The sequence below is a fragment of the Streptomyces sp. NPDC006134 genome (assembly GCF_040628835.1).
Classification (GTDB): Bacteria; Actinomycetota; Actinomycetes; order Streptomycetales; family Streptomycetaceae; genus Streptomyces.
The window spans coordinates 1-19,655 of record NZ_JBEXTV010000058.1; the positions used below are offsets into that span (position 1 = coordinate 1).

The 19,655-nt window shown below is 72.8% G+C and carries 13 protein-coding genes and 1 pseudogene; 6 read left to right on the forward strand and 8 right to left on the reverse strand.

Annotation, left to right across the window (positions count from 1 at the left end):
• The first annotated feature begins 521 nt into the window (after positions 1-521).
• Both ABZ340_RS29530 and ptsP read left to right on the forward strand, forming a co-directional pair.
• Positions 522-971, forward strand: coding sequence for a PTS glucose transporter subunit IIA (locus ABZ340_RS29530; protein WP_358784901.1), 450 nt, complete (start codon positions 522-524; stop codon positions 969-971).
• A gap of 77 nt (positions 972-1,048) precedes the next feature.
• On the forward strand, positions 1,049-2,719 hold the full coding sequence (ptsP, locus tag ABZ340_RS29535; protein ID WP_358784937.1) for a phosphoenolpyruvate--protein phosphotransferase: 1,671 nt from the start codon (positions 1,049-1,051) through the stop codon (positions 2,717-2,719).
• Between the two features lie 91 nt (positions 2,720-2,810).
• On the opposite strand, the gene ABZ340_RS29540 is transcribed toward ptsP, so the two are convergent.
• Together ABZ340_RS29540 and ABZ340_RS29545 are read right to left on the reverse strand one after the other, a co-directional pair.
• Positions 2,811-3,707 (reverse strand): hypothetical protein, encoded by an 897-nt coding sequence (locus ABZ340_RS29540; RefSeq protein WP_358784902.1) that lies wholly within the window; start codon positions 3,705-3,707, stop codon positions 2,811-2,813.
• A gap of 121 nt (positions 3,708-3,828) precedes the next feature.
• Positions 3,829-5,805 carry an acetoacetate--CoA ligase gene (locus tag ABZ340_RS29545; RefSeq protein WP_358784903.1) on the reverse strand — a complete coding sequence of 659 codons (1,977 nt, stop codon included), beginning with the start codon at positions 5,803-5,805 and terminating at the stop codon, positions 3,829-3,831.
• Between the two features lie 212 nt (positions 5,806-6,017).
• Here ABZ340_RS29545 and ABZ340_RS29550 point away from each other — a divergent pair, with 212 nt between their 5' ends.
• Entirely contained in the window at positions 6,018-8,432 is a 2,415-nt protein-coding gene (locus ABZ340_RS29550; protein WP_358784904.1) for a TIM-barrel domain-containing protein, read from the forward strand.
• On the opposite strand, the gene ABZ340_RS29555 is transcribed toward ABZ340_RS29550, so the two are convergent.
• Positions 8,423-8,971: an NUDIX domain-containing protein gene (locus tag ABZ340_RS29555; protein ID WP_358784905.1), complete on the reverse strand. Its 549-nt coding sequence runs from the start codon at positions 8,969-8,971 to the stop codon at positions 8,423-8,425. The genes ABZ340_RS29550 and ABZ340_RS29555 overlap by 10 nt on opposite strands.
• A 182-nt stretch (positions 8,972-9,153) precedes the next feature.
• Complete coding sequence (locus ABZ340_RS29560; RefSeq protein ID WP_358784906.1) at positions 9,154-10,056, reverse strand: M15 family metallopeptidase; 903 nt, start codon at positions 10,054-10,056, stop codon at positions 9,154-9,156.
• A gap of 148 nt (positions 10,057-10,204) precedes the next feature.
• Here ABZ340_RS29560 and ABZ340_RS29565 point away from each other — a divergent pair, with 148 nt between their 5' ends.
• The 3 genes and pseudogenes from ABZ340_RS29565 (at position 10,205) to glpK (ending at position 14,852) form a co-directional block, all read left to right on the forward strand.
• Entirely contained in the window at positions 10,205-11,995 is a 1,791-nt protein-coding gene (locus ABZ340_RS29565) for an EAL domain-containing protein (RefSeq protein WP_358784907.1), read from the forward strand.
• 464 nt (positions 11,996-12,459) lie between these two features.
• Positions 12,460-13,235 (forward strand): annotated as a pseudogene (locus tag ABZ340_RS29570) (MIP/aquaporin family protein).
• 114 nt (positions 13,236-13,349) lie between these two features.
• Entirely contained in the window at positions 13,350-14,852 is a 1,503-nt protein-coding gene (gene glpK / locus ABZ340_RS29575) for a glycerol kinase GlpK (protein ID WP_358784908.1), read from the forward strand.
• Positions 14,853-14,996: 144 nt separating this feature from the next.
• Here glpK and ABZ340_RS29580 read toward each other — a convergent pair whose 3' ends face one another.
• The 4 genes from ABZ340_RS29580 to ABZ340_RS29595 form a co-directional block, all read right to left on the reverse strand.
• On the reverse strand, positions 14,997-15,602 hold the full coding sequence (locus ABZ340_RS29580; protein ID WP_358784909.1) for an ATP/GTP-binding protein: 606 nt from the start codon (positions 15,600-15,602) through the stop codon (positions 14,997-14,999).
• A 280-nt stretch (positions 15,603-15,882) separates the two neighbouring features.
• Positions 15,883-16,278 (reverse strand): DUF742 domain-containing protein, encoded by a 396-nt coding sequence (locus ABZ340_RS29585; RefSeq protein ID WP_358784910.1) that lies wholly within the window; start codon positions 16,276-16,278, stop codon positions 15,883-15,885.
• 9 nt (positions 16,279-16,287) lie between these two features.
• Complete coding sequence (locus ABZ340_RS29590) at positions 16,288-16,722, reverse strand: roadblock/LC7 domain-containing protein (protein WP_358784911.1); 435 nt, start codon at positions 16,720-16,722, stop codon at positions 16,288-16,290.
• Positions 16,719-19,463, reverse strand: a complete 2,745-nt coding sequence (locus tag ABZ340_RS29595) for a nitrate- and nitrite sensing domain-containing protein (RefSeq protein ID WP_358784912.1) — start codon at positions 19,461-19,463, stop codon at positions 16,719-16,721. Before ABZ340_RS29595 ends, ABZ340_RS29590 begins: the two co-directional genes overlap by 4 nt.
• Positions 19,464-19,655: the final 192 nt, after the last annotated feature.

The following is a 19,655-nucleotide window of genomic DNA, read 5'->3' on the forward strand; positions in this document are numbered from 1 at the left end:
AACCACCGGAGGAATAATCCAGTGGTTCACAGCGTCCTCGCTGTGTTTATTTCAAAGGAACCACGTCCCGGCGGATGCCGGAGACGGGGTATCAATATATCTGGCGTTGACTTTTGGCACGCTGTTGAGTTCTCAAGGAACGGACGCTTCCTTCGTACTCACCCTCTCGGGCTTTCCTCCGGGCGCTTCCCTTCGGTGTCTCCAACTCTACCAGCGTTTTCCCGGCTCTCTGACCACCGTCCCGCGAGCAAGCGGAAGGCGATCCCAAGATAGGATCTGCGGATGAGTTGGTACTGCCGGAGCGTGGGCACTCGGTCGGCGCCGCTCAGCCCCCAGCAGGAGTTACGACTGTACACGGGGCCGCCGAGCAGGCGCAAATCGCTGTGAGGTGTGGTCTAGACCTCTAATCGGTGATTCCCGTGCGAACCGGTACTACCTATGACATACCCTGCTGCTCAGCGTGCCGTCCGATACAGGCAGTGACGGCCCATATGAATCTCTCCACCCCTGGGAGGCTCCCCATGACCACCGTGACGTCCCCACTCACCGGACGCGCCATCGGACTGGCGGCAGTGCCGGATCCGGTCTTCTCCGGGGCCATGGTCGGCCCGGGCACGGCGATCGATCCCGTGCGTGAACCCTCCGAGGCCGTCTCGCCCGTGGACGGGGTCATCGTTTCTCTCCATCCGCACGCCTTCGTCGTGGTGGACGAGCAGGGACACGGTGTGCTCACCCACCTCGGCATCGACACGGTGCAGCTCAACGGCGAGGGCTTCGAGCTGCTCGTGAACAAGGGGGACACCGTGAAGCGCGGTCAGAGTGTCGTGCGCTGGAACCCCGCCGCGGTCGAGGCCGCAGGCAAGTCCCCGGTGTGCCCGGTGGTGGCCCTGGAGGCCACGGCCGAGGCTCTCTCCGGTCTCCGTGAGGACGGCGACGTGAAGGCCGGCGACAGTCTCTTCGCCTGGGAGTGACGTCGGTGCCGTCCGGCGACGGCGAGCAGGACAACCACCGCGGCGGCGAACCCGCCGCACTATCGGAGACGGGTGAGATGGAAGCAACGCTGCGAGGCGTCGGCGTGAGCCACGGAGTGGCCATCGGCGAGGTTCGGCACATGGGAACGGCGGTGCTCGAACCGCCCGCCAAGCAGATCCCGGCGGAGGAGGCGGAGCGTGAGCAGGGGCGCGCCCGCCAGGCCGTGGAGGCTGTGGCGGCCGATCTGATGGCGCGCGGCAATCTCGCCGGCGGCGAAGCCCAGGCGGTGCTCGAGGCGCAGGCCATGATGGCGCAGGATCCCGAGCTGATGGCGGACGTGGAGCGGCGGATCGCGGTCGGCAGCACGGCCGAGCGCGCGGTGTACGACGCCTTCGCCGCCTACCGGGCCCTGCTGGCCGGTGCAGGCGAGTACCTGGCCGGCCGGGTGGCCGACCTGGACGACGTGCGGAACCGTATCGTCGCCCGGTTGCTCGGGGTGCCGATGCCGGGTGTTCCGGACAGCGACAAGCCGTACGTCCTCATCGCGCGGGATCTGGCGCCTGCCGACACGGCGCTGCTGGACCCGGCGCTGGTGCTCGGCTTCGTCACCGAGGAGGGCGGGCCGACCAGTCACAGCGCGATTCTGGCGCGGGCGCTGGGAGTGCCGGCGGTCGTGGCGCTGCCGGGGGCCTGCGAGCTCGCCGAGGGCACGGTGATCGCCGTGGACGGCAGCAGTGGTGAGATCTTCGTGGATCCGAGCGAGGAGCGGAAGGCGCGGATGGAGGCGGAGGCGGCCCAGCGCAAGGCCGCGCTGGCCGCGGCGACCGGGCCGGGGGCCACCTCCGACGGGCACAAGGTGCCGCTGCTGGCCAACATCGGTGGCCCGGCCGACGTGGCCGCCGCCGTGGAGGCCGGTGCCGAGGGTGTCGGTCTGTTCCGTACCGAGTTCCTCTTCCTCGACGACAGCAGGAACGCGCCGTCGGAGGAGAAGCAGGTCGCGGCCTACCGGCAGGTGCTGGAGGCGTTCCCCGAGGGCCGTGTCGTGGTGCGGGTGCTGGACGCGGGCGCGGACAAGCCGCTGGACTTCCTGACGCCTGCCGACGAGCCGAACCCGGCGCTGGGCGTGCGCGGGCTGCGGACGCTGCTCGACCATCCCGAGGTCCTGCGCACCCAGCTGACGGCGCTGGCGAAGGCGGCGGAGGGGCTGCCGGTCCACCTCGAGGTCATGGCCCCGATGGTGGCGGACCGGGCCGATGCCAAGGCCTTCGCGGACGCGTGCCGTGCGGCGGGGCTGCGGGCGAAGGTCGGTGCGATGGTGGAGATCCCGTCCGCGGCGCTGCGGGCGCGGTCGATCCTGCAGGAGGTGGAGTTCCTGTCGCTGGGGACGAACGACCTCGCGCAGTACACCTTCGCCGCCGACCGTCAGGTGGGTGCGGTGTCCCGGCTGCAGGATCCGTGGCAGCCTGCGCTGCTCGACCTGGTCGCGCTGTCCGCGGAGGCGGCGAAGGCCGAGGGCAAGAGCTGTGGTGTCTGCGGTGAGGCCGCGTCCGATCCGCTGCTCGCCTGTGTGCTGACCGGTCTGGGCGTCACCTCCCTGTCGATGGGTGCCGCGTCGATTCCTTACGTCCGGGCGACGCTGGCGAAGTACACGCTGGCGCAGTGCGAGCGGGCCGCCGCGGCGGCCCGGGCGGCGGACAGTGCCGAGGAGGCGCGAGGCGCGGCCCAGGCGGTGCTGTCCGGCGAGTAGGCGAGCAACCGGCAGCGCGGGGCCGCCCGTCTCGGCTGCGTGGCTGTTTCGCAGGGGCGCTCCACCCGTGGGTGGGGCGCCCCTGCGGCGTTCAGTGGTGGTGGCCCGGTCCCGGGTGGTCGTCTCCGAGGTCGGGCGGCTCGCAGTAGTCGACGTTGGACTCCGGGGAGATGAGGTCGCCGGATTCGATGTCGGTGCAGTAGGCGTCGAAGACCTCGCCGGCGGTGAGGGGTTCGAGGCCGTAGCCGCGCAGGCGCCAGCCGCAGACGCGGTCGGGGGTGCCGGGGGCGGTGGTGCGCATGACGAGGCCGCCGGGGGTGTGGGTGGCCAGGCCCAGGGCGAGGACGGCGGTGAATTCGAGGGCTTCGGTCTCGTCCAGTTCCGTGGCGCCGTCGGTGTTCTCGGGGGCGTGCAGGGCGGAGACGAGGGTCTCGGGTGCGGTGGAGACGCTGCAGACCAGGTGGTGGGTGCCGGGCGGGGCCGTGTCGAGGATGCGGAGGAGGAGGTGGGAGGCCCGGGCGAAGGCGGCGCGGCCGATGTCTTCGCCGCAGGAGGCGCAGGTGCCGAGGCGGGCCAGGAGGGTGGTCGCGTACTCGCGGGTGGCCTGGCGGACGGCTTCGTCGATGAGGTCGGGGAGCAGGTCGGTGAGGGGCCGGCCGTCGTAGGGGACGGTGGGGCCGGTGGCCGCGAGTTCGGCGGTGAAGCGGGTGCGGCTGGAGGGGGTGTCGGGGTCGAGGCCCGTGGCCGCGCAGAAGTCGGCGTACTCCTCGGGGTCGAAGAGGGCGACGGTGGTGTGGGTGCCCTCGGCGGCTCGGGCCCTGAGCAGGGTTTCCACGTGGTCGAGGTAGACCGCGTGGTCGTCGAAGGCGAAGGTGCGGTAGCGCCGCATGGCGCGGAAGTCGTGCTCGTCGGTGAGCAGGCCGATGGTGCCGGCGATCTCGCGGCGCAGGACGCGTCGCATCGTCTGGGTCCGGTCGGTGTGCGCCATGTCTTCCCCCTGTGCGTGCACGGTCGATCAATGCTCACTCACAGTAATCGACGGCACTGACAGTGACGGCGGGAGCCGGCCGGTGGGGCGGTGGCCGGCCGGCTCCCCGGGGGCGGTTCGGTCAGGCGCGTTTGCGGGCGAGGGCTTCGAAGTGGTGGAGGAGGTCGAGGTTGTCGACGGAGCCGGGGTTGACCGCCTTCTCCAGGGGGGTGCCCTGCAGGAGGCGTTTGACCGGGACCTCGATGCGCTTGCCGGTGAGGGTGTGCGGGATGCCGGGGACCTCGATGATCTCGTCGGGGACGTGGCGGGGGGAGAGCTGGTCGCGGATGGTCCGTTTGACGCGGTCGCGGAGGGTCTCGTCCAGAGTGGCTCCGGGGGCCAGGTGGACGAAGAGGGGCATCCAGTAGCCGCCGTCGGGCTGTTCGACGCCGATGACGAGGGATTCCTTGATCTCGGGGAGGCGTTCGACGGCTTCGTAGATGTCGGCCGAGCCCATGCGGACGCCCTGGCGGTTGAGGGTGGAGTCGGAGCGGCCGTGGATGACGACGGAGCCGCGGGAGGTGACGGTGATCCAGTCGCCGTGGCGCCAGACGCCGGGGTAGACGGCGAAGTAACTGTCGTGGTAGCGGCTGCCGTCGGGGTCGTTCCAGAAGTGGATCGGCATGGACGGCATGGGGTTGGTGACGACGAGTTCGCCGACCTCGTCGGTGAGGGGTGTGCCGCCGGGGTCCCAGGACTGGAGGTCGGTGCCCAGGCAGGGGGCCTGGAGCTCGCCGGTGTACACGGGGAGGGTGGGGACGGCTCCGGCGAAGCAGGAGCAGACGTCCGTGCCGCCGCTGACGGAGGCGATCCACAGGTCGGCCCCGCCGCGGGCGACCTCGTCGTGGAGCCAGCGGAAGCCGTCGGGCGGCAGGGGTGAGCCGGTGGTGGCGACGCACTGGACGGTGGAGAGGTCGTGGTCGCGGGCGGGGTGCAGGTCCGCCTTGCGGCAGGCCATGACGTAGGCGGCCGAGGTGCCGAAGAGGGTGGTGCGGGTGCGTTCGGCGACGCGCCACTGGGCACCGGTGTCGGGGTGGCCGGGGCTGCCGTCGTACAGGACGATCGTGGTGCCGGTGAGCAGGCCGGAGACGAGGAAGTTCCACATCATCCAGCCCGTCGACGTGTACCAGAAGAAGCGGTCGCCGGGGCCGAGGTCGCAGTGCAGGCCGAGCTGTTTGAGGTGCTCGACCAGGATGCCGCCCTGGGACTGGACGATGGCCTTGGGCAGGCCGGTGGTGCCGGAGGAGTACAGGATCCACAGGGGGTGGCCGAAGGGGACCTGCTCGAAGACGGGCTCGGTGTCGGCGGAGGTCAGGGACGCCCAGTCGAGAGCGCCTTCGGGGGTGTCGGTGCCGAGGAGCGGGATGTGGACCACGGCGCGCAGGGTGGGCAGTTCGCGGCGGAGTTCGGCGACGGTGGCGCGGCGGTCGTGCTCCTTGCCGCCGTAGCGGTAGCCGTCGACGGTGAACAGGACGACGGGTTCGACCTGCTGGAAGCGGTCCAGGACGCTGCGGGCGCCGAAGTCGGGGGCGCAGGAGGTCCACACGCCGCCGACGGCGGCCGTGGCGAGGAGGGCGACCACGGCCTGGGGGATGTTGGGGAGGTAGCCGCTGACGCGGTCTCCGGGCCGTACGCCGAGGTCTCGGAGCGCGGCGGCGAGGGAGCCGACCTGGCGGTTCAGCTCGGCCCAGGTGACCGGGCGGGGCTCGTGGGTCTCGTCGACGTACAGGAGGGCCGGTTCGTCCGCGCGGGTGGCGGTGGCGCGCAGGGCGTGTTCGGCGTAGTTGAGGGTGGCGCCGGGGAACCACTGGGCGCCGGGCATCGCGCGGTCGCCGAGCACGCGCGCGTAGGGGGTGGAGAAGCGGACGTCGAACCACTCGGTGACGGCTTTCCAGAACGTGTCGAGTTCGTCGACGGACCAGCGGTGCAGGGCCGGGTAGCCGCCCTCGGCGGGGGCGCCGTGGTGCTCGGCGGCCCATGCCTGGAATCGGGTGATCCGTGCGCGGGCGATGCGGTCGGGGTCGGGCTGCCAGAGCGGCTGGGGGTTCTCGGTCGTCATGGGGCGGCTCCCGGACTGTGCGCGTCGTGTGCGTCCTCCGCGCACGGGCTGGGGTGTGCGCGTGACGCGGCTGACAGGACGATGCCACGCGAGCGAGGTCTGCACCAGGGTCCGCCACACATGGTCCGTGTCGTGAAGATGTGGTCCTGGCACGGGTGAACGGCAGTTGAACGACGCCTGTGGGGGGCGGGGCCAATGGCAGGCTGAGCAGCATGGACGGTCGTGACCTGGTGCGTTCGGTGAAGGCGGTTGGTTCTGTGGGGGCGGCTCAGAGGTTGCGTACCGTGCGGGCGGCGTGGCGCAGGAGGCGTGCCGACGCCGCCGGGCTGCCGCGGCCGGGGGCCGAGCGGGCGCGCGTGCCGGGGTGTGTGACGGAGGTGGAGTCCGGGCCGGGAGGTGGTGTCATCCGGTTCGGGCGGTCGGAGCTGCGGATCTTCGTGGCGGTGAACGGGGCGGTGTTCTGGGGGTGGGACGGGGCCGGTCCGGAGCCGTCGTACGCGCTGGCGGGCCGGTGTCCGGAGCCGGATCCGCGGGTGGCGCTGGAGCCGGACACGGCCGGAGGCTGGCGGGTGGTGGCGGAGCGGGTGACCGTGGGCGTGTCGCGGCAGGGCGCGATCGAGGTGCGGACGCCCGGGGGTGTGGTGCTGCGCCGTGAGCTGCCGCCGCGCTGGTGGGAGCCGGTGGGCGGGGGCGCGGCGCGCTGGGTGCAGCGGTCGGAGGTGGCGGCGGATGCGCGGTTCTTCGGGCTCGGGGGGCGGGCGGCGGGGCCGCGGCTGCGGGAGGGGACGTACCGGCTGTGGAACACCGACCCCGGGGCGGCGTTCCGGCCCGGCGACGATCCGCTGTACCTCACCATGCCGGTGCAGGTGGTGGTGGCCGACGCCGGCACGCATCTGGTGTTCCACGACAACACGTGGGACGGGACGGTGGTGTTGCGGGAGGGTGAGGAGGGCGCCGGGTCCGGGCACGACCGGCCGGGGGCGAGTGTGCTGCGGATGGACGGCGGTCCGCTGCGCTGCTGGGTGATGGTGGGCACCCCCGCGCGCGTGCTGCTGACGTGGGCCTCGCTCACCGGGGCGCCCGCGGTGCCGCCCGCGTGGGCGCTCGGTCATCATCACGCGCGGTGGGGGTTCGGCCGCGAGGAGGAGGTCCGGCGGATCGTCGCGGGGTACCGGGAGCGGGGGCTGCCGCTCGACGCGGTGCACCTGGACATCGACCACTACGACGAGCACCGGGTGTTCACCGTCGACGAGAAGCGGTTTCCCAAGCTGCCCGTGCTCGCGGAGGAGCTGGGGCAGGAGGGCATCCGGCTGGTGTCGGTCGTCGACCCGGCGGTGAAGGCGGCGCCGGGTGACGCCGTGTACGACGGCGGGACGGCCGAGGACGCGTTCGTGCGGGACGCGGCGGGGCGGGTGGTGCGCGGGGTGGTGTGGCCGGGCGAGGCGGTCTTCCCGGATTTCACGGCCCCGCGGGTGCGGGAGTGGTGGGGCGGTCTGTACGCGGAGCGGCTCGGGCAGGGGTTCGCGGGGTTCTGGCACGACATGAACGAGCCGACGTCGTTCGCGGCGTTCGGGGAGCCGACGCTGCCGCGGTCGGCCCGGCACGAGCTGGAGGGCCGGGGCGGTGACCATCGCGAGGCGCACAACGTGTACGCGCTGTGCATGGCGAGGGCGGGGTACGAGGGGCTGCGGAAGCTGGCACCGGAGGTACGGCCGTTCGTGTTCTCGCGTTCCGGGTGGGCGGGCCTGCAGCGCTACGGCGGTACCTGGTCCGGTGACGTGGCCACGGGGTGGCCGGGGCTGCGGGCGTCGCTGGCGCTGGTGCTGGGGCTGGGGTTGTGCGGGGTGCCGTACTCCGGGCCGGACGTGGGCGGGTTCGACGGGAGTCCGTCGCCCGAGCTGTATCTGCGGTGGTTCCAGCTGGGCGCGTATCTGCCGCTGTTCCGGACGCACGCGGGTCTGCGGGCGGGGCGCAGGGAGCCCTGGGAGTTCGGTCCCCGGGTGCTGGAGCACGCGCGTGAGGCGCTCGTCGAGCGGCGGCGGCTGCTGCCGTACTTCGTGACGCTGGCGCACCTGGCGCGGCGCACCGGGGCGCCCTATGTGCGGCCGGTGTGGTGGTCGGCGCCGGAGGACCGGGCGTTGCGGGACTGCGAGGACGCCTTCCTGCTGGGCGACTGTCTGCTGGTGGCGCCGGTGCTGGAGCCGGGGGTCGAACGGCGTGCGGTGCGGCTGCCGCGGGGGCGCTGGTACGACACGGTGACGGAACGGGCGTACGAGGGGCCGGCGCAGGTGGTGGTCGACGCGCCCTTGGGGCAGATTCCGGTGTTCGCGCGCGCGGGTGCCGTCCTTCCGGTGCGGGGGGACGACGGAGGGCTGGAGCTGGAGGTGTGGGCGCCCGCCCCGGGGCGGGGCGGAGGCGGGCTGGTCGTGCCGGACGCGGGCGACGGCTGGGAGGAGCCGGAGGTCGAGCGTTATGCCGTGCGGTGGGAGGGCCGGCGGCTGGTCGTCGAGCGGGAAGGGGAACGGGAGGGGGACCGGAAAGCGGACCGGAAGAGTGAGGGCGCTCCGGGTGAGCCGCCGTATCCGGTGCGGGTGCGGGGGGTCGCGGAGGGCCGGGGTCAGGTGTAGCGGCCCTCGAACCAGGCCCGTACGGCCAGGGTGTGCAGGGGGAAGGCGAGTTCCTCCGGGGCTCGCAGCAGGTGCCGGCCGTCGGTCTCGTCCGTGGCGGAGAAGGGCGGGAGGCCGTCGGCCGGGCGCTGCGGGAGGAGACCGAACAGCAGCAGGTGGCCGTCGGGTGAGCTCATCGCGTCGGCGAGCCGTACGTCGCCGCTCTCCGCGTCGATGCCCGTCTCCTCCCGGAGTTCGCGGACGACGGCCTGCCGCCAGTCCTCGCGGTCGTCGAGGTAGCCGCCGGGCAGGGCGACGCCCCCGCGCGCGGGGGCCACGGTCCGGGTGATGACGACCAGGGCGGTGCCGTGTGCGTCGTGGACCGGCTGGAGGGCGACCGCGACCGGCAGGGGGTTGCGGTAGGCCGTGGTGCCGCAGGCCGGGCAGGTGCGGGGCCAGCCGGAGGCGCCCTGTCCGTAGGGCGATCCGCAGCTCGAACAGTGGCTGCCCGGGGTGGGGTGGGAGGGACGGGAGTAGTGGGTGGGGTGTGGGGCTGACACGTGGCGGACTGTATCGGGGGGGAAGAGGGCGGCTTCGGTGGGTGGTTGCAGGGGCGGGCGGGTGATTGCGGGAGCGGGTGGGTGATTGCGGAGGTGGGTGGGTGATTGCGGGAGTGGGCGGGTGATTGCGGGAGTGGGCGGGTGATTGCGGGGGTGGGCGGGTGGTCCGGTTGTGTGGTGGTTCAGCGGTTCAGTGGTTCGGCGGGTGGGGTGAGGGACTTCGTGGAGACGGGGAAGTCGAAGTAGGTGTCCGGGTAGGGCTCGGGCTTGTAGGTGTAGTGCCACCACTCCTCGGCCAGGTTGACGAAGCCGGCGTCCTCCAGGGTGGTCTTGAGCAGCAGGCGGTTGGCTCGCTGTTCGCCCTGGACGCGCGGGTCGAGGGTGTGCGAGAGGGTGTCGAAGCAGTCGAAGCCCGTGCCCATGTCGACGGAGTTGTCGGGGAAGCGCTCGTCCTGGGGCGCGTAGCACGGCACGAGCGGTTGCCCGGGGCGGTACGGGCGGGTCGGCTTCGCCGGGAGCCGGACGAGGGTCAGGTCCACCGTCGAGCCGCGGCTGTGGCCGGACTTCTCCGCGATGTAGCCGTCCGCGAAGAGGCGGGTCTTGTCGACCTTCGGGTAGAACTCGCCCTTCATGGTCTGGTCGTCGAGGTCCTTCGCCCAGCGGACGAAGTGATCGACGGCGCGTTGCGGGCGGTAGCAGTCGTACACCTTGAGGCTGTAGCCCTCGGGCAGGAGGCGGAGCTGGGCCCGGTGGAGGGCCTCTGCGGCGGGACGGGTGAGGAGGCAGAGGGGCCGGCGGTAGCCGTCGATGCGCTCGCCGACGAAGTTGTGCCGGGTGAAGTAACGGATCTCCTGGAGGATCGTCGGGTCCACGCTGCTCAGGCTGACGAAGTCCTTCGGCGCCTTGGGGCCCGGTGTCTTCTGGGTGGGGGTGAGGGAGGCGGGGGTGGTGGGATCGGCGGCGAGGGCGGGGGACGCGGCGGCGGGCGCGGGGGAAGCGTCGGTGGTGGGAGCGGCGGCGGCCAGGGTGAGCAGGGTCGCGAATGCGGTGGTCAGGCCGCGTACCGTGATCGGGAGTCGTGTCATGCTCTCTTCATCTATCAGGCGTGGGGCGGGCAGGGGAAGCGCTGCGGGACGGGTGCCGGTCCGGTATCTGCGGGGACCGGACCGGAACCCTGCGTGAACGTCTCGTGAACTGCGCCTGGGCGGGCGCCGGCACCGCCATCATGCTCCCGTGCACTCCTGGACGGACACTCTCCGCTTCGCCTTCCAACCAGTGGTCAACCTGACGACCGGCGGAGTCGCGGCACTGGAGATACTCGCCCGCCCGGAGACCGGGGACGTCCTCGCCGAGGCCCGCCGCGATCCCGGGCTCGACGGAAGACTGGCGGGGGCGGCGGTCCGGGCGGCGGTGCACCGGGAGACGCTGCTGCCGCTGCACGTCAACGTGTTCGCCGGCACGCTGGCCGACCTCGGCGGGGTGCCGGCGCTGCGCGACGCCGTCCGGGAGACGGGGCGCATGCCGTGGGAGGTGACGGTCGACGTCTGCCCGCCGTACACGCATGTGCCGCGAGCTGCCTTGCTGGAGGCGGTGTCCACGCTACGGAGTCAGGGATTCCGCATCTGCGCGGACGGGGTCGGGGACGGGGACGCGCCGCTGCGGCTGCTCACCGACATGGCGCCGGAGCTGGTGAAACTCGACGCGTCGCTGCTCGCCCGGCCGGCGGCGGTACGGGCGATGCGGACGCTCTGCGACGAGCTGGGGGCGCTGCTGGCCGTGGAGGGGGTGGAGACCGAGGCGCAGTGCGCGGCCGCACGGGCGGCCGGGGCTCAGCTGGCCCAGGGGGAGCTGCTGGCGCCGCCGGCGCGGCTGCCCGCGACGGATGTGTACGTTCCGGCGCCCCGGTCCCTCGGTTTCCCGCCGGCGTCCCGGCCCGGGCCGTCGGTGCGGGAGTTCGTGCGGCCCGCCGCGCTGCTGCCCGCGACCGCGTCCGCGGGCCAGGTGCGGGCGCTGCTGACCGGGACGCCGGAGGTGTCCGGCGTGCTGCTGGTGGACCGGGCCGGGGTGCCGGTGCGGTCGGTGCACCGCTCCCGGTTCCTGCTGTCGATGTCGGGGCGCTACGGGCACGCCCTGTACGCCGACCGGCCGGCCGCCAAGCTCGGTGATCCGCCACGGACGGTGGGGCTCGACGCGACCGCGTGGGAGGTGCTGGACGTGGTGGCGGTCGGCGGGCGGGACCGCACGTCGGACGATGTGGCCGTCGTCGACGAGGGCGGACGGTGCGTGGGTGTCGTACGGCTCGCGGACCTCGTACGGGCGCTGGCCGAGAGCCGGGTGGAGGAGGCCGCGGGGCTGAATCCGCTGACGCGGCTGCCCGGGTCGGACGCGATCACCGGCGAGGTGGACCGGCGGATCGCGGAGGGGCGGGCGTTCGCGCTGAGCTGGCTGGACGTGGACCACTTCAAGCAGGTCAACGATGGGTCCGGTTTCGCGGCGGGCGACGAGCTGATCCGGGGGGTCGGGCGGGTGCTGCAGCGGGTGGCGGACGGGTCGGTGGCGGGCGGGCGGACGGTGGGTGGGAGAACGCCGGCCGGTGCGACGTGTGTGGGGCACATCGGCGGGGACGACTTCCTGGTGCTCACCGATCCGGAGGGGCTGGCCCCGCTGGCCGCCTCGGTGCTGGACGTGTCCTGGTCGGCCGGTGGCAAGTCCGTGACGCTGTCGCTGGCGACGGTTCTGTGCGCGCCGGGCAGCGTGGCGGACCATCGGCAGGCGGCCGCCTGTCTGGCGCCGCTGAAGAAAGCCGCGAAGGGGCTTCACGGGGCCAGTTGGGTGGTGGGCCGGGCCGGGGTGCCGGGGCACGAGGTCCGCCGTGGTGCGGCGCCGGAGACGGAGACGGGCCCGGAGGCGGTTCCGGGGCCGGAGACGGTTCCGGGGCCGGAGACGGTTCCGGGGCCGGGGCGGGCGGGGCATGCGGTGACGGAGACGGCCGGGTGCGCGGTGACGGAGATCGCGCAGGAGTGAACGGGACGGCGGCGCGCCGTTCCTGGCGGGTGGTCGAGCGGACAGGGCGGGCGGCGCGCCGTTCCTGACGGCAGGGTGGGTGGATGGGTAGGGGGGACGAACGGGCCGTGCCGCGAGGCGGCGTCGGCGTGCGCCCGGCGAGGGCCGGCGTGCGGCCGGCGTGCGGCCGGGTGGCCCGTAACCATTGCCGTCGGCGTCCTTGACGGTCCCTGGGCACCGATGAACACTTCCGGTGTCAGCCGACATCGCCGTACATCTCGTCGTATTCCGGTACTGCGCCGGGCGGGTCCCGCTGTGGCAAGGGCCGTTCCCCCACGGACGGTTCGGCTGCGACGGCACGCTCGTCACGGACGCCGGGCGGGGCTCGGGACCTCCCCTCCCCCGGCGGAAACCGCCGTGGGAAACGCACCCTGCAGCACTGGAGGGCCGGGGCCGGTCGTCCTGGGCCCGGGCTGGGAGCCGCCATGGGCAACGGAGACATTTTCGTCGGCGAGACCATCGGTACGGCGATCCTGATTCTCCTCGGCACGGGCGTCTGCGCCGCCGTCACCCTGCGCCACTCCAAAGCGCGGGCCTCGGGGTGGGTGGTGATCGCGTTCGGCTGGGGGTTCGGCGTCCTGGCGGGGGCGTACACCGCCGCTCCCCTGTCCGGCGGGCATCTCGATCCCGCCGTCACCCTCGGCATCGCCGTCGAGACCGGGGAGTGGGGCAAGGTCTGGGTCTATCTGCTGGGTCAGACGGCCGGTGCGGTGCTCGGGGCGGGGCTGTGCCGCCTGACGTACTTCGCCCAGTTCCAGGCCAACGTGCGCGAGACGGGGGCGGCGGAGGCGGCGGCGGGGAGGGGAGTGCTGAGGGGACGGCGGACGAGCCGGTTCCCACGCTCGGCATCTTCTCGACGGTCCCGGAGATCCGGAACCCGGTCGCCAACCTGGTCACGGAGATCATCGCAACGGTCGGGCTGGTGCTGCCGGTCCTCGCCTTCGGACTGACCGAGGGGCTCGGCGAGCCCGGGACGCAGGTGCTGATCGTCTCGCTGCTCGTGGTCGGCATCGGCCTCTCCCTCGGCGGGCCGGCCGGCTACGCCGTCAACCCGGCCCGTGACCTCGGCCCGCGCCTCGTGCACACGTTCCTGCCGATCCCCGACAAGGGGACCTCCGACTGGGGCTACGCCTGGGTCCCGGTCGCCGGCCCGCTGATCGGCGGGGCGCTCGCGGGCCTCCTCTGCAACGCGGCCTTCTGAGCGGACGCCTCGTCGCCTCGTCGCCTCGTCGCCTCGGCCGAGGTGATCGGATCGATCGTCTCAATCGTCTCGACCGTCTCGACCGCCTTCCGGAATCCAGACCAAGGGGTGGCCATGCCGGGCAACGACGCCCAGTACGTCGCCGCGATCGACCAGGGCACCACCTCCAGCCGCTGCATCGTCTTCGACCGGAACGGCGCCGTCGTCGCCGTCGACCAGCGCGAGCACCGCCAGATCTTCCCCAAGCCCGGCTGGGTGGAGCACGACGCCGCCGAGATCTGGTCCAAGGTGCAGGCCGTGGTGGCCGGGGCACTCGCCAAGGCGGGGCTGCGGGCCGAGCAGCTCGGCGCGCTGGGCATCACCAACCAGCGGGAGACGACGGTCCTGTGGGACCGCGCCACGGGCAAGCCGGTGCACAGTGCACAACGCGACCGTGTGGCAGGACACGCAGTCGCGTCCCTGTGCAGGCAGCTGGGGGGCGCGGACGGGCAGGACCGCTTCCGCGAACAGACCGGGCTGCCGCTCGCCAGTTACTTCTCCGGTCCCAAGGCCGCCTGGCTGCTCGACAACGTGCCGGGGCTGAGGGCGCGTGCCTGGCGCGGGGAGATCGCCTTCGGCACCCTCGGCTCCTGGCTGATCTGGAACCTCACCGGCGGTCCGGACGGCGGGCGGCACGTCACCGATGTCACCAACGCCTCCCGCACCCTGCTGATGAGCCTGCGAACGCTCCGGTGGGACGCGTCCGTCCTGCCCGAGATCAGGTCCTCCGCCGAGGTGTACGGCACCGCCGTCGGGCAGCTCTCCGGCGTGCCCGTCGCCTCCGCGCCGGGCGACCGGCAGGCCGCCGTGTTCGGGCATGCCTGTTACGGCATGGGCACGGCGAAGAACACGTACGGCACGGGCAGTTTCCTGCTGCTCAACACGGGGAGCCGGCCCGTGCCGTCGAAGAGCGGCCTGCTGACGACGGTGGGCTACAAGATCGGTGACGAGGCGCCCGTCTACTGCCTGGAGGGGTCGATCGCCCTCACGGGCGCGCTCGTGCAGTGGTTCCGCGACCAGCTCGGCATCATCCGCAGCGCCGACGAGATCGAACCGCTGGCGGCGAGCGTGGCGGACAACGGCGGGGCGTACATCGTGCCCGCGTTCTCGGGTCTGTTCGCGCCGTACTGGCGCTCGGACGCGCGCGGTGTCGTCACCGGGCTCACCCGGTACGTGACGAAGGCGCACCTCGCGCGCGCGGTGCTGGAGGCCACCAGCCGGCAGACGCGGGAGGCCGTGGACGCCATGTACCAGGACTCCGGGGTGCGGATCACGGTGCTGAAGGTCGACGGGGGCATGACGAGGAACAACCTGCTCATGCAGCACCAGGCGGACGTGCTGGGTGTGCCCGTCATCCGGCCCAGGGTCTCCGAGACGACCTGCCTGGGCGCCGCCTACGCGGCCGGGCTGGCCACGGGCATGGGGAACGGCCTCGGCGAGCTCGGGTCGCACCGGCAGCGGGACGCCGAGTGGACGCCGGCGATGGGGGCCTCCGTACGGGACCGGGAGTACCGCAACTGGCGCAGGGCCGTGGAGAAGAGCTTCGGCTGGGTGGAGGAGGGAGAGGAGGACGCGTAGGCACGCGCGCGTGGGGTGTCCTTCGTGGGGTGTCCTTCGTGGGGTGTCCTTCGTGGGGTGTCCTTCGTGGGGTGTCCTTTTTCGTTGCGGTCCGTGCCCCGGGCGGCGGGGTACGGCCGGACGGGTGCGGGTCGTGCCCGTGCGTCAGACGGTGGCGGTGGTGCGGCGGCCGGCGGCGGTCGCCATGGCGTGCTGGACGACGCCGACCAGGACCTCCTTGACCGACTCCCGCTCACGGGCGTCGCACATCACCACGGGAACGCCGGGGTCGAGGTCGAGGGCCCGGCGGATGTCCTCCGCGGGGTAACGGGCCGCTCCGTCGAAGCAGTTGACGCCGACGAGGAACGGCAGGGAGCGGCGTTCGAAGTAGTCGACGGCCGCGAAGCAGTCCTCCAGGCGGCGGGTGTCGGCGAGGACGACGGCGCCGAGCGCGCCCTCGGCGAGTTCGTCCCACATGAACCAGAACCGCTCCTGGCCCGGTGTGCCGAAGAGGTAGAGCACCAGGTCCTCGCGCAGGGTGATGCGCCCGAAGTCCATGGCGACGGTGGTGGTGCGCTTGCCTTCCACTCCGCTGAGGTCGTCCAGGGGGCGCCCGGCCTCGGTGAGCAGTTCCTCGGTGCGCAGCGGCCGGATCTCGCTGACCGCGCCGACGAGGGTGGTCTTGCCCACGCCGAAGCCGCCGGCCACCAGGATCTTGAGCGTGACGGGCTCGACCGGGGGCTTGCCACGCTGGGAACGCCCGAAGATCATCGGTCTCTTCTCTCTTCTCCTGCTCGGTACTGGACGGGGCCGGTGGCGGAGGAACGGGTCCTCCGCCACCGGGAGTTCGCCGCCGGGAGTCCGCCACCGGGAGTCCGCCACCGGGAGTTCGCCGCCGGGAGTCCGCCACCGGGAGTCCGCCACCGGGAGTTCGCCGCCGGGAGTCCGCCACCGGGAGTTCGCCGCCGGGAGTTCGCCGCCGGGGCGTCGCCGGGCGTCGCCAGGGTGCCCACGGCTGCCGTGCCCGCGGTTTCGTCCACGGCCGCGCCGTTCACAGTGCCCGGAGGCCGTCGATCACATCACGCAGAATGCTCTCGTCCGGCAGTTCGGCCGGGGGCACGGGCCGCGTCACCCGGACGAACTCCGCGTCCACGAGGTCCCCTATGAGGACCCGTACGACGCCGACGGGCAGGTCGAGCTCGGCGGCGAGTTCGGCGACCGACTGCGGGGCGTCGTGGCACAGTCCGACGATGTCCACGTGTTCCGGGGACAGGGTCGCGTCCGCCTCCGGGTCGCCGGCGCGGGGGTCGGCGACGACCAACGCGATGAGGTCGAGGCGGTGCTGGGCCGCACTGGTGGTGCGGCCGCGGGTCATGGCATACGGGCGGACGACCGGTCCGGCCTCGTCGTCGAACCAGTGGCTTCTTCCCTGACCGTCTGCGCTCATGTCATCCCACTACCCGCCCGAGGGCAGATCGGTGCGCGGGGCGGTGCCCAGATGGACACCGACCCGCTTGACGAGGAGGGTCATCTCGTAGGCGACCTGGCCGATGTCCGAGTCGGCGTCGGACAGGACGGCGAGGCAGCTGCCGTCCCCGGCCGCGGTGACGAACAGGAAGGCGTCGTCGAGTTCGACGACCGTCTGCCGGACGCTGCCCGCCTCGAAGTGACGCCCCACGCCCTTGGCGAGGCTGTGGAAGCCGGACGCCACGGCGGCGAGGTGCTCGCTGTCCTCCCGGGTCAGATCCTTGGACACCCCCGTCGGCAGGCCGTCGCCGGACAGGACGACGGCCTTGCGGATGCTCGCGACGCGGTCCACCAGGTCGTCGAGGAGCCAGTTCAGCTCTCCCTTGGCGGTCGCGGTGTGGCCGGTCGCCTTCGGTGCGGTCATCGACCGTCCCCCTTTGTCGTTCGGTGTGGTGCTGTGCCGCTGTGGGCGTCGTCGCCCGCGGCGTCCTCCTCGCGGCCGCGTCGCCAGCCGCGCTGGAGCGCGGCCATACGGCTGCGTACTTCCTCGGCGTCCCGTTCGGCCGGGTCCGCAGGGTCCTCGGCGGGCCGCTCGGGCTCCTGTCTGAGCTGGGGGGCCAGGCTGGCCTGCCGGACGCGGCGGGGCAGCGGGACCGGTTCCGGCCGGTCCGCGCCCGCGCCCGCGCCCGCCGGAGGAGCCTCGCCGGGTCTCGCCCGCCGGGTGCGGTCGGGCACCGGGCGGCCGTGGGAGCTGACCAGCTTGGGCGTACGGCGGCGGGGCAGCGGGACCGGGCCGGCCGGGTGGTCCACCGGGCCGGGCCGGGCCTCGGTCCCGTCCGGGCCGGGCCGGGCGTCGGTGCCCTCGGTGTCCTTGGACCTCTTGGGCCCCTTGGCCTCCTTGGCCTCCTTGGTCTCCTTGGTCTCCTTGGAGTTGGACCCCTTGGAGCCCTCCGGACCGGTGGTTCCGCGGTCCGGATCGCCGGGGCGGTGTCCCGGGTCGGCCTTCGCGGGCGCGCGGGAGGGACGTGGGCGGAACAGCCCGCCGCGTTCGCCGTCCTCGTCGCCGAGCGCGCCCGGGAAGTCGGCGAGGGCGTCCAGGTCGACCGGCGCCTCCAGTTCGACGGGCCCGTCCAGGAGGGAGGCGGGCGGGCCGGGCAGGTGCGCGGGTACCTGGGTAAGGGCGCGGCGCCGTTCCTCCGGTTCGTGCTTCTTCGCCCGCTGGGGCCGGTCGAGGCGGAAGCCGGTGCCGTTGGTGTCCGGGGCGTCGTCCGTGAGCAGCGCGTCGGGGAGGAAGACGACGGCGGTGGTGCCTCCGTACGGGGAGGGCTGGAGGGAGACCCGGACGTTCTGCCGCTGCGCGAGCCGGCTGACCACGAACAGGCCGAGCCGGTCGGTGTCGGACAGCTCGAACTCCGGTGTCTCGGCGAGCCGGAGGTTGGCGTCGAGGAGGGCGTCGGCCGTCATGCCGAGGCCACGGTCGTGGATCTCCAGGGTGAAGCCGTTGGCGACCCGTTCGCCCACGACCTGCACGGCGGTGTGCGGAGGCGAGAACACGGTCGCGTTCTCCAGGAGTTCGGCCACGAGATGGGTGAGGTCCGCGACGGCCGGGCCGGTGACGGCGATCCGGGGCAGCCGGCGGACCTCGATGCGCTCGTAGTCCTCGACCTCGGCGACGGCGGCCCGGACCACGTCCATGAGCTGGATGGGTTTGCGCCACTGCCGGGAGGGGGCGGCACCGGAGAGGATGACGAGCCCCTCGGCGTGCCGGCGCATGCGGGTGGTCAGGTGGTCGAGGCGGAAGAGGTCGGCGAGTTCACCGGTGTCCTCGGTCCTGCGTTCCATGGTGTCGAGCAGGGTGAGCTGCTTGTGGAGCAGGACCTGGCTGCGGCGGGCGAGGTTGACGAAGACCTCGGAGACGCCGGCGCGCAGCTCGGCCTGTTTGACGGCGGCTTCGACGGCGGCGCGCTGGAGGGTGTTGAGGGCCTGGCCGACCTCGCCGATCTCGTTCTTGGCGTACTCCAGCCGGGGCACCTCGGTCTCCACGTCGACCTGTTCGCCGGCGGAGAGGCGGCGCATGACGCTGGGCAGGCGTACGCCGGACGCCTCGTGGGCCTCCAGGCGCAGCTGCCTGAGATCGCGGATGAGGCCGCGGCCGACGCGGACGGACAGGAAGAGGGAGACCAGCACGGCCAGCAGCCCGAGGACGCCGGCGACGACCGCCTTGGCGATGACGGCCATCGCGACCGGGCGGACGCGGCCCTGGTAGCGGTCGGCGGCCCGGTCGTCGAGGGCGCCCAGCTCGTCGAGCACCTTCCCGGCGGCGGTGTCCCAGCTCCGGGCGGTGACGCCACTGGGCAGGCCGGTCCCGGAGGAGGCGGCCGAGGAGACGGCCGCCTCCTCGGCCACGCGCAGCGGCGCGGAGGCGGCGTTCTTCCAGAAGCGCTCGTAACGGCCGCGCTCGGCGGCGGGCAGCAGCGGCAGGTTGAGCTCGTACATCTGGGTGCGCTGGGCCACGAGGTCGGAGACGTCCCGGATCTCGGCGCGGGTCAGCCGGCCGGAGACCAGGGCGGACCCCAGGAGGGCGTCCTCTCGGGAGAGCAGTTCGCGCGCGCGGGAGATGTTGACGAGCGCGCGGTACTGCTTGTCCAGCTCGACGTTGTCGACGACGTGGAGGTCGGCGAGCAGGATCTGGCACGAGTCGACCAGGCGGTTGTAGAGGACGAGGGCCTGGGCGCGGTCGACGGTGCCGTCCTCGACGGTACGGCGCAGGGACTCGATGCCGCGGAAGGCGTCCAGGACGGCGGTCAGCCGGTCGTCCTCACCCCGGCTCAGCGCGTCGCGTACGTCGGGTGTCCCCGCGTTCTCGCGGACCTCGGCCACGGCCCGGTCGGTGGCGGTACGGCTGCGGCGCAGGGCGGTGAGGCCGTCGGAGGCGCGCGGGTCGGCCAGGTAGACGAGGGTCTGGCGGCGTTCCTGCTGCAGGACGCGGACGGTGTCCTCGACGGGGTAACCGATCTTCTCCACGACGGACGACACGTCGAACAGCCGGCTCGCCTCGCGTCCCGTGAGCACGGTGGCGAAGGCCCAGATGGCGGTCAGGGACATCAGCGGCACGAGCAGCAGCGCCACGATCTTCCGGCGGATCGACGTCCCGCGAAAGCGCATGGCCTCCCCCAGCTCGACCCCCACCGACAGGGGTACGCATGTGCGTCAACAAACGGCGCGAGCCTACTACCGTCACACAGATAACTCGAAGACCCTTCCGGAGGCCGAACTTCCGCACCGGCGAGACGAAATGAGACGTTGTCCGGCCATTGCGGGAGATTGTCTCCCGGCATGCGGGCAGCGGATACGGCG

Bases quoted from the DNA above. Each gene is read 5' to 3' on its own strand.
- ABZ340_RS29530 (WP_358784901.1), top strand. From the start codon at position 522: ATGACCACCGTGACGTCCCCACTCACCGGACGCGCCATCGGACTGGCG.
- ptsP (WP_358784937.1), top strand. From the start codon at position 1,049: ATGGAAGCAACGCTGCGAGGCGTCGGCGTGAGCCACGGAGTGGCCATC.
- ABZ340_RS29540 (WP_358784902.1), bottom strand. From the start codon at position 3,707: ATGGCGCACACCGACCGGACCCAGACGATGCGACGCGTCCTGCGCCGC.
- ABZ340_RS29545 (WP_358784903.1), bottom strand. From the start codon at position 5,805: ATGACGACCGAGAACCCCCAGCCGCTCTGGCAGCCCGACCCCGACCGC.
- ABZ340_RS29550 (WP_358784904.1), top strand. From the start codon at position 6,018: ATGGACGGTCGTGACCTGGTGCGTTCGGTGAAGGCGGTTGGTTCTGTG.
- ABZ340_RS29560 (WP_358784906.1), bottom strand. From the start codon at position 10,056: ATGACACGACTCCCGATCACGGTACGCGGCCTGACCACCGCATTCGCG.
- glpK (WP_358784908.1), top strand. From the start codon at position 13,350: ATGCCGGGCAACGACGCCCAGTACGTCGCCGCGATCGACCAGGGCACC.
- ABZ340_RS29580 (WP_358784909.1), bottom strand. From the start codon at position 15,602: ATGATCTTCGGGCGTTCCCAGCGTGGCAAGCCCCCGGTCGAGCCCGTC.
- ABZ340_RS29585 (WP_358784910.1), bottom strand. From the start codon at position 16,278: ATGAGCGCAGACGGTCAGGGAAGAAGCCACTGGTTCGACGACGAGGCC.
- ABZ340_RS29590 (WP_358784911.1), bottom strand. From the start codon at position 16,722: ATGACCGCACCGAAGGCGACCGGCCACACCGCGACCGCCAAGGGAGAG.
- ABZ340_RS29595 (WP_358784912.1), bottom strand. From the start codon at position 19,463: ATGCGCTTTCGCGGGACGTCGATCCGCCGGAAGATCGTGGCGCTGCTG.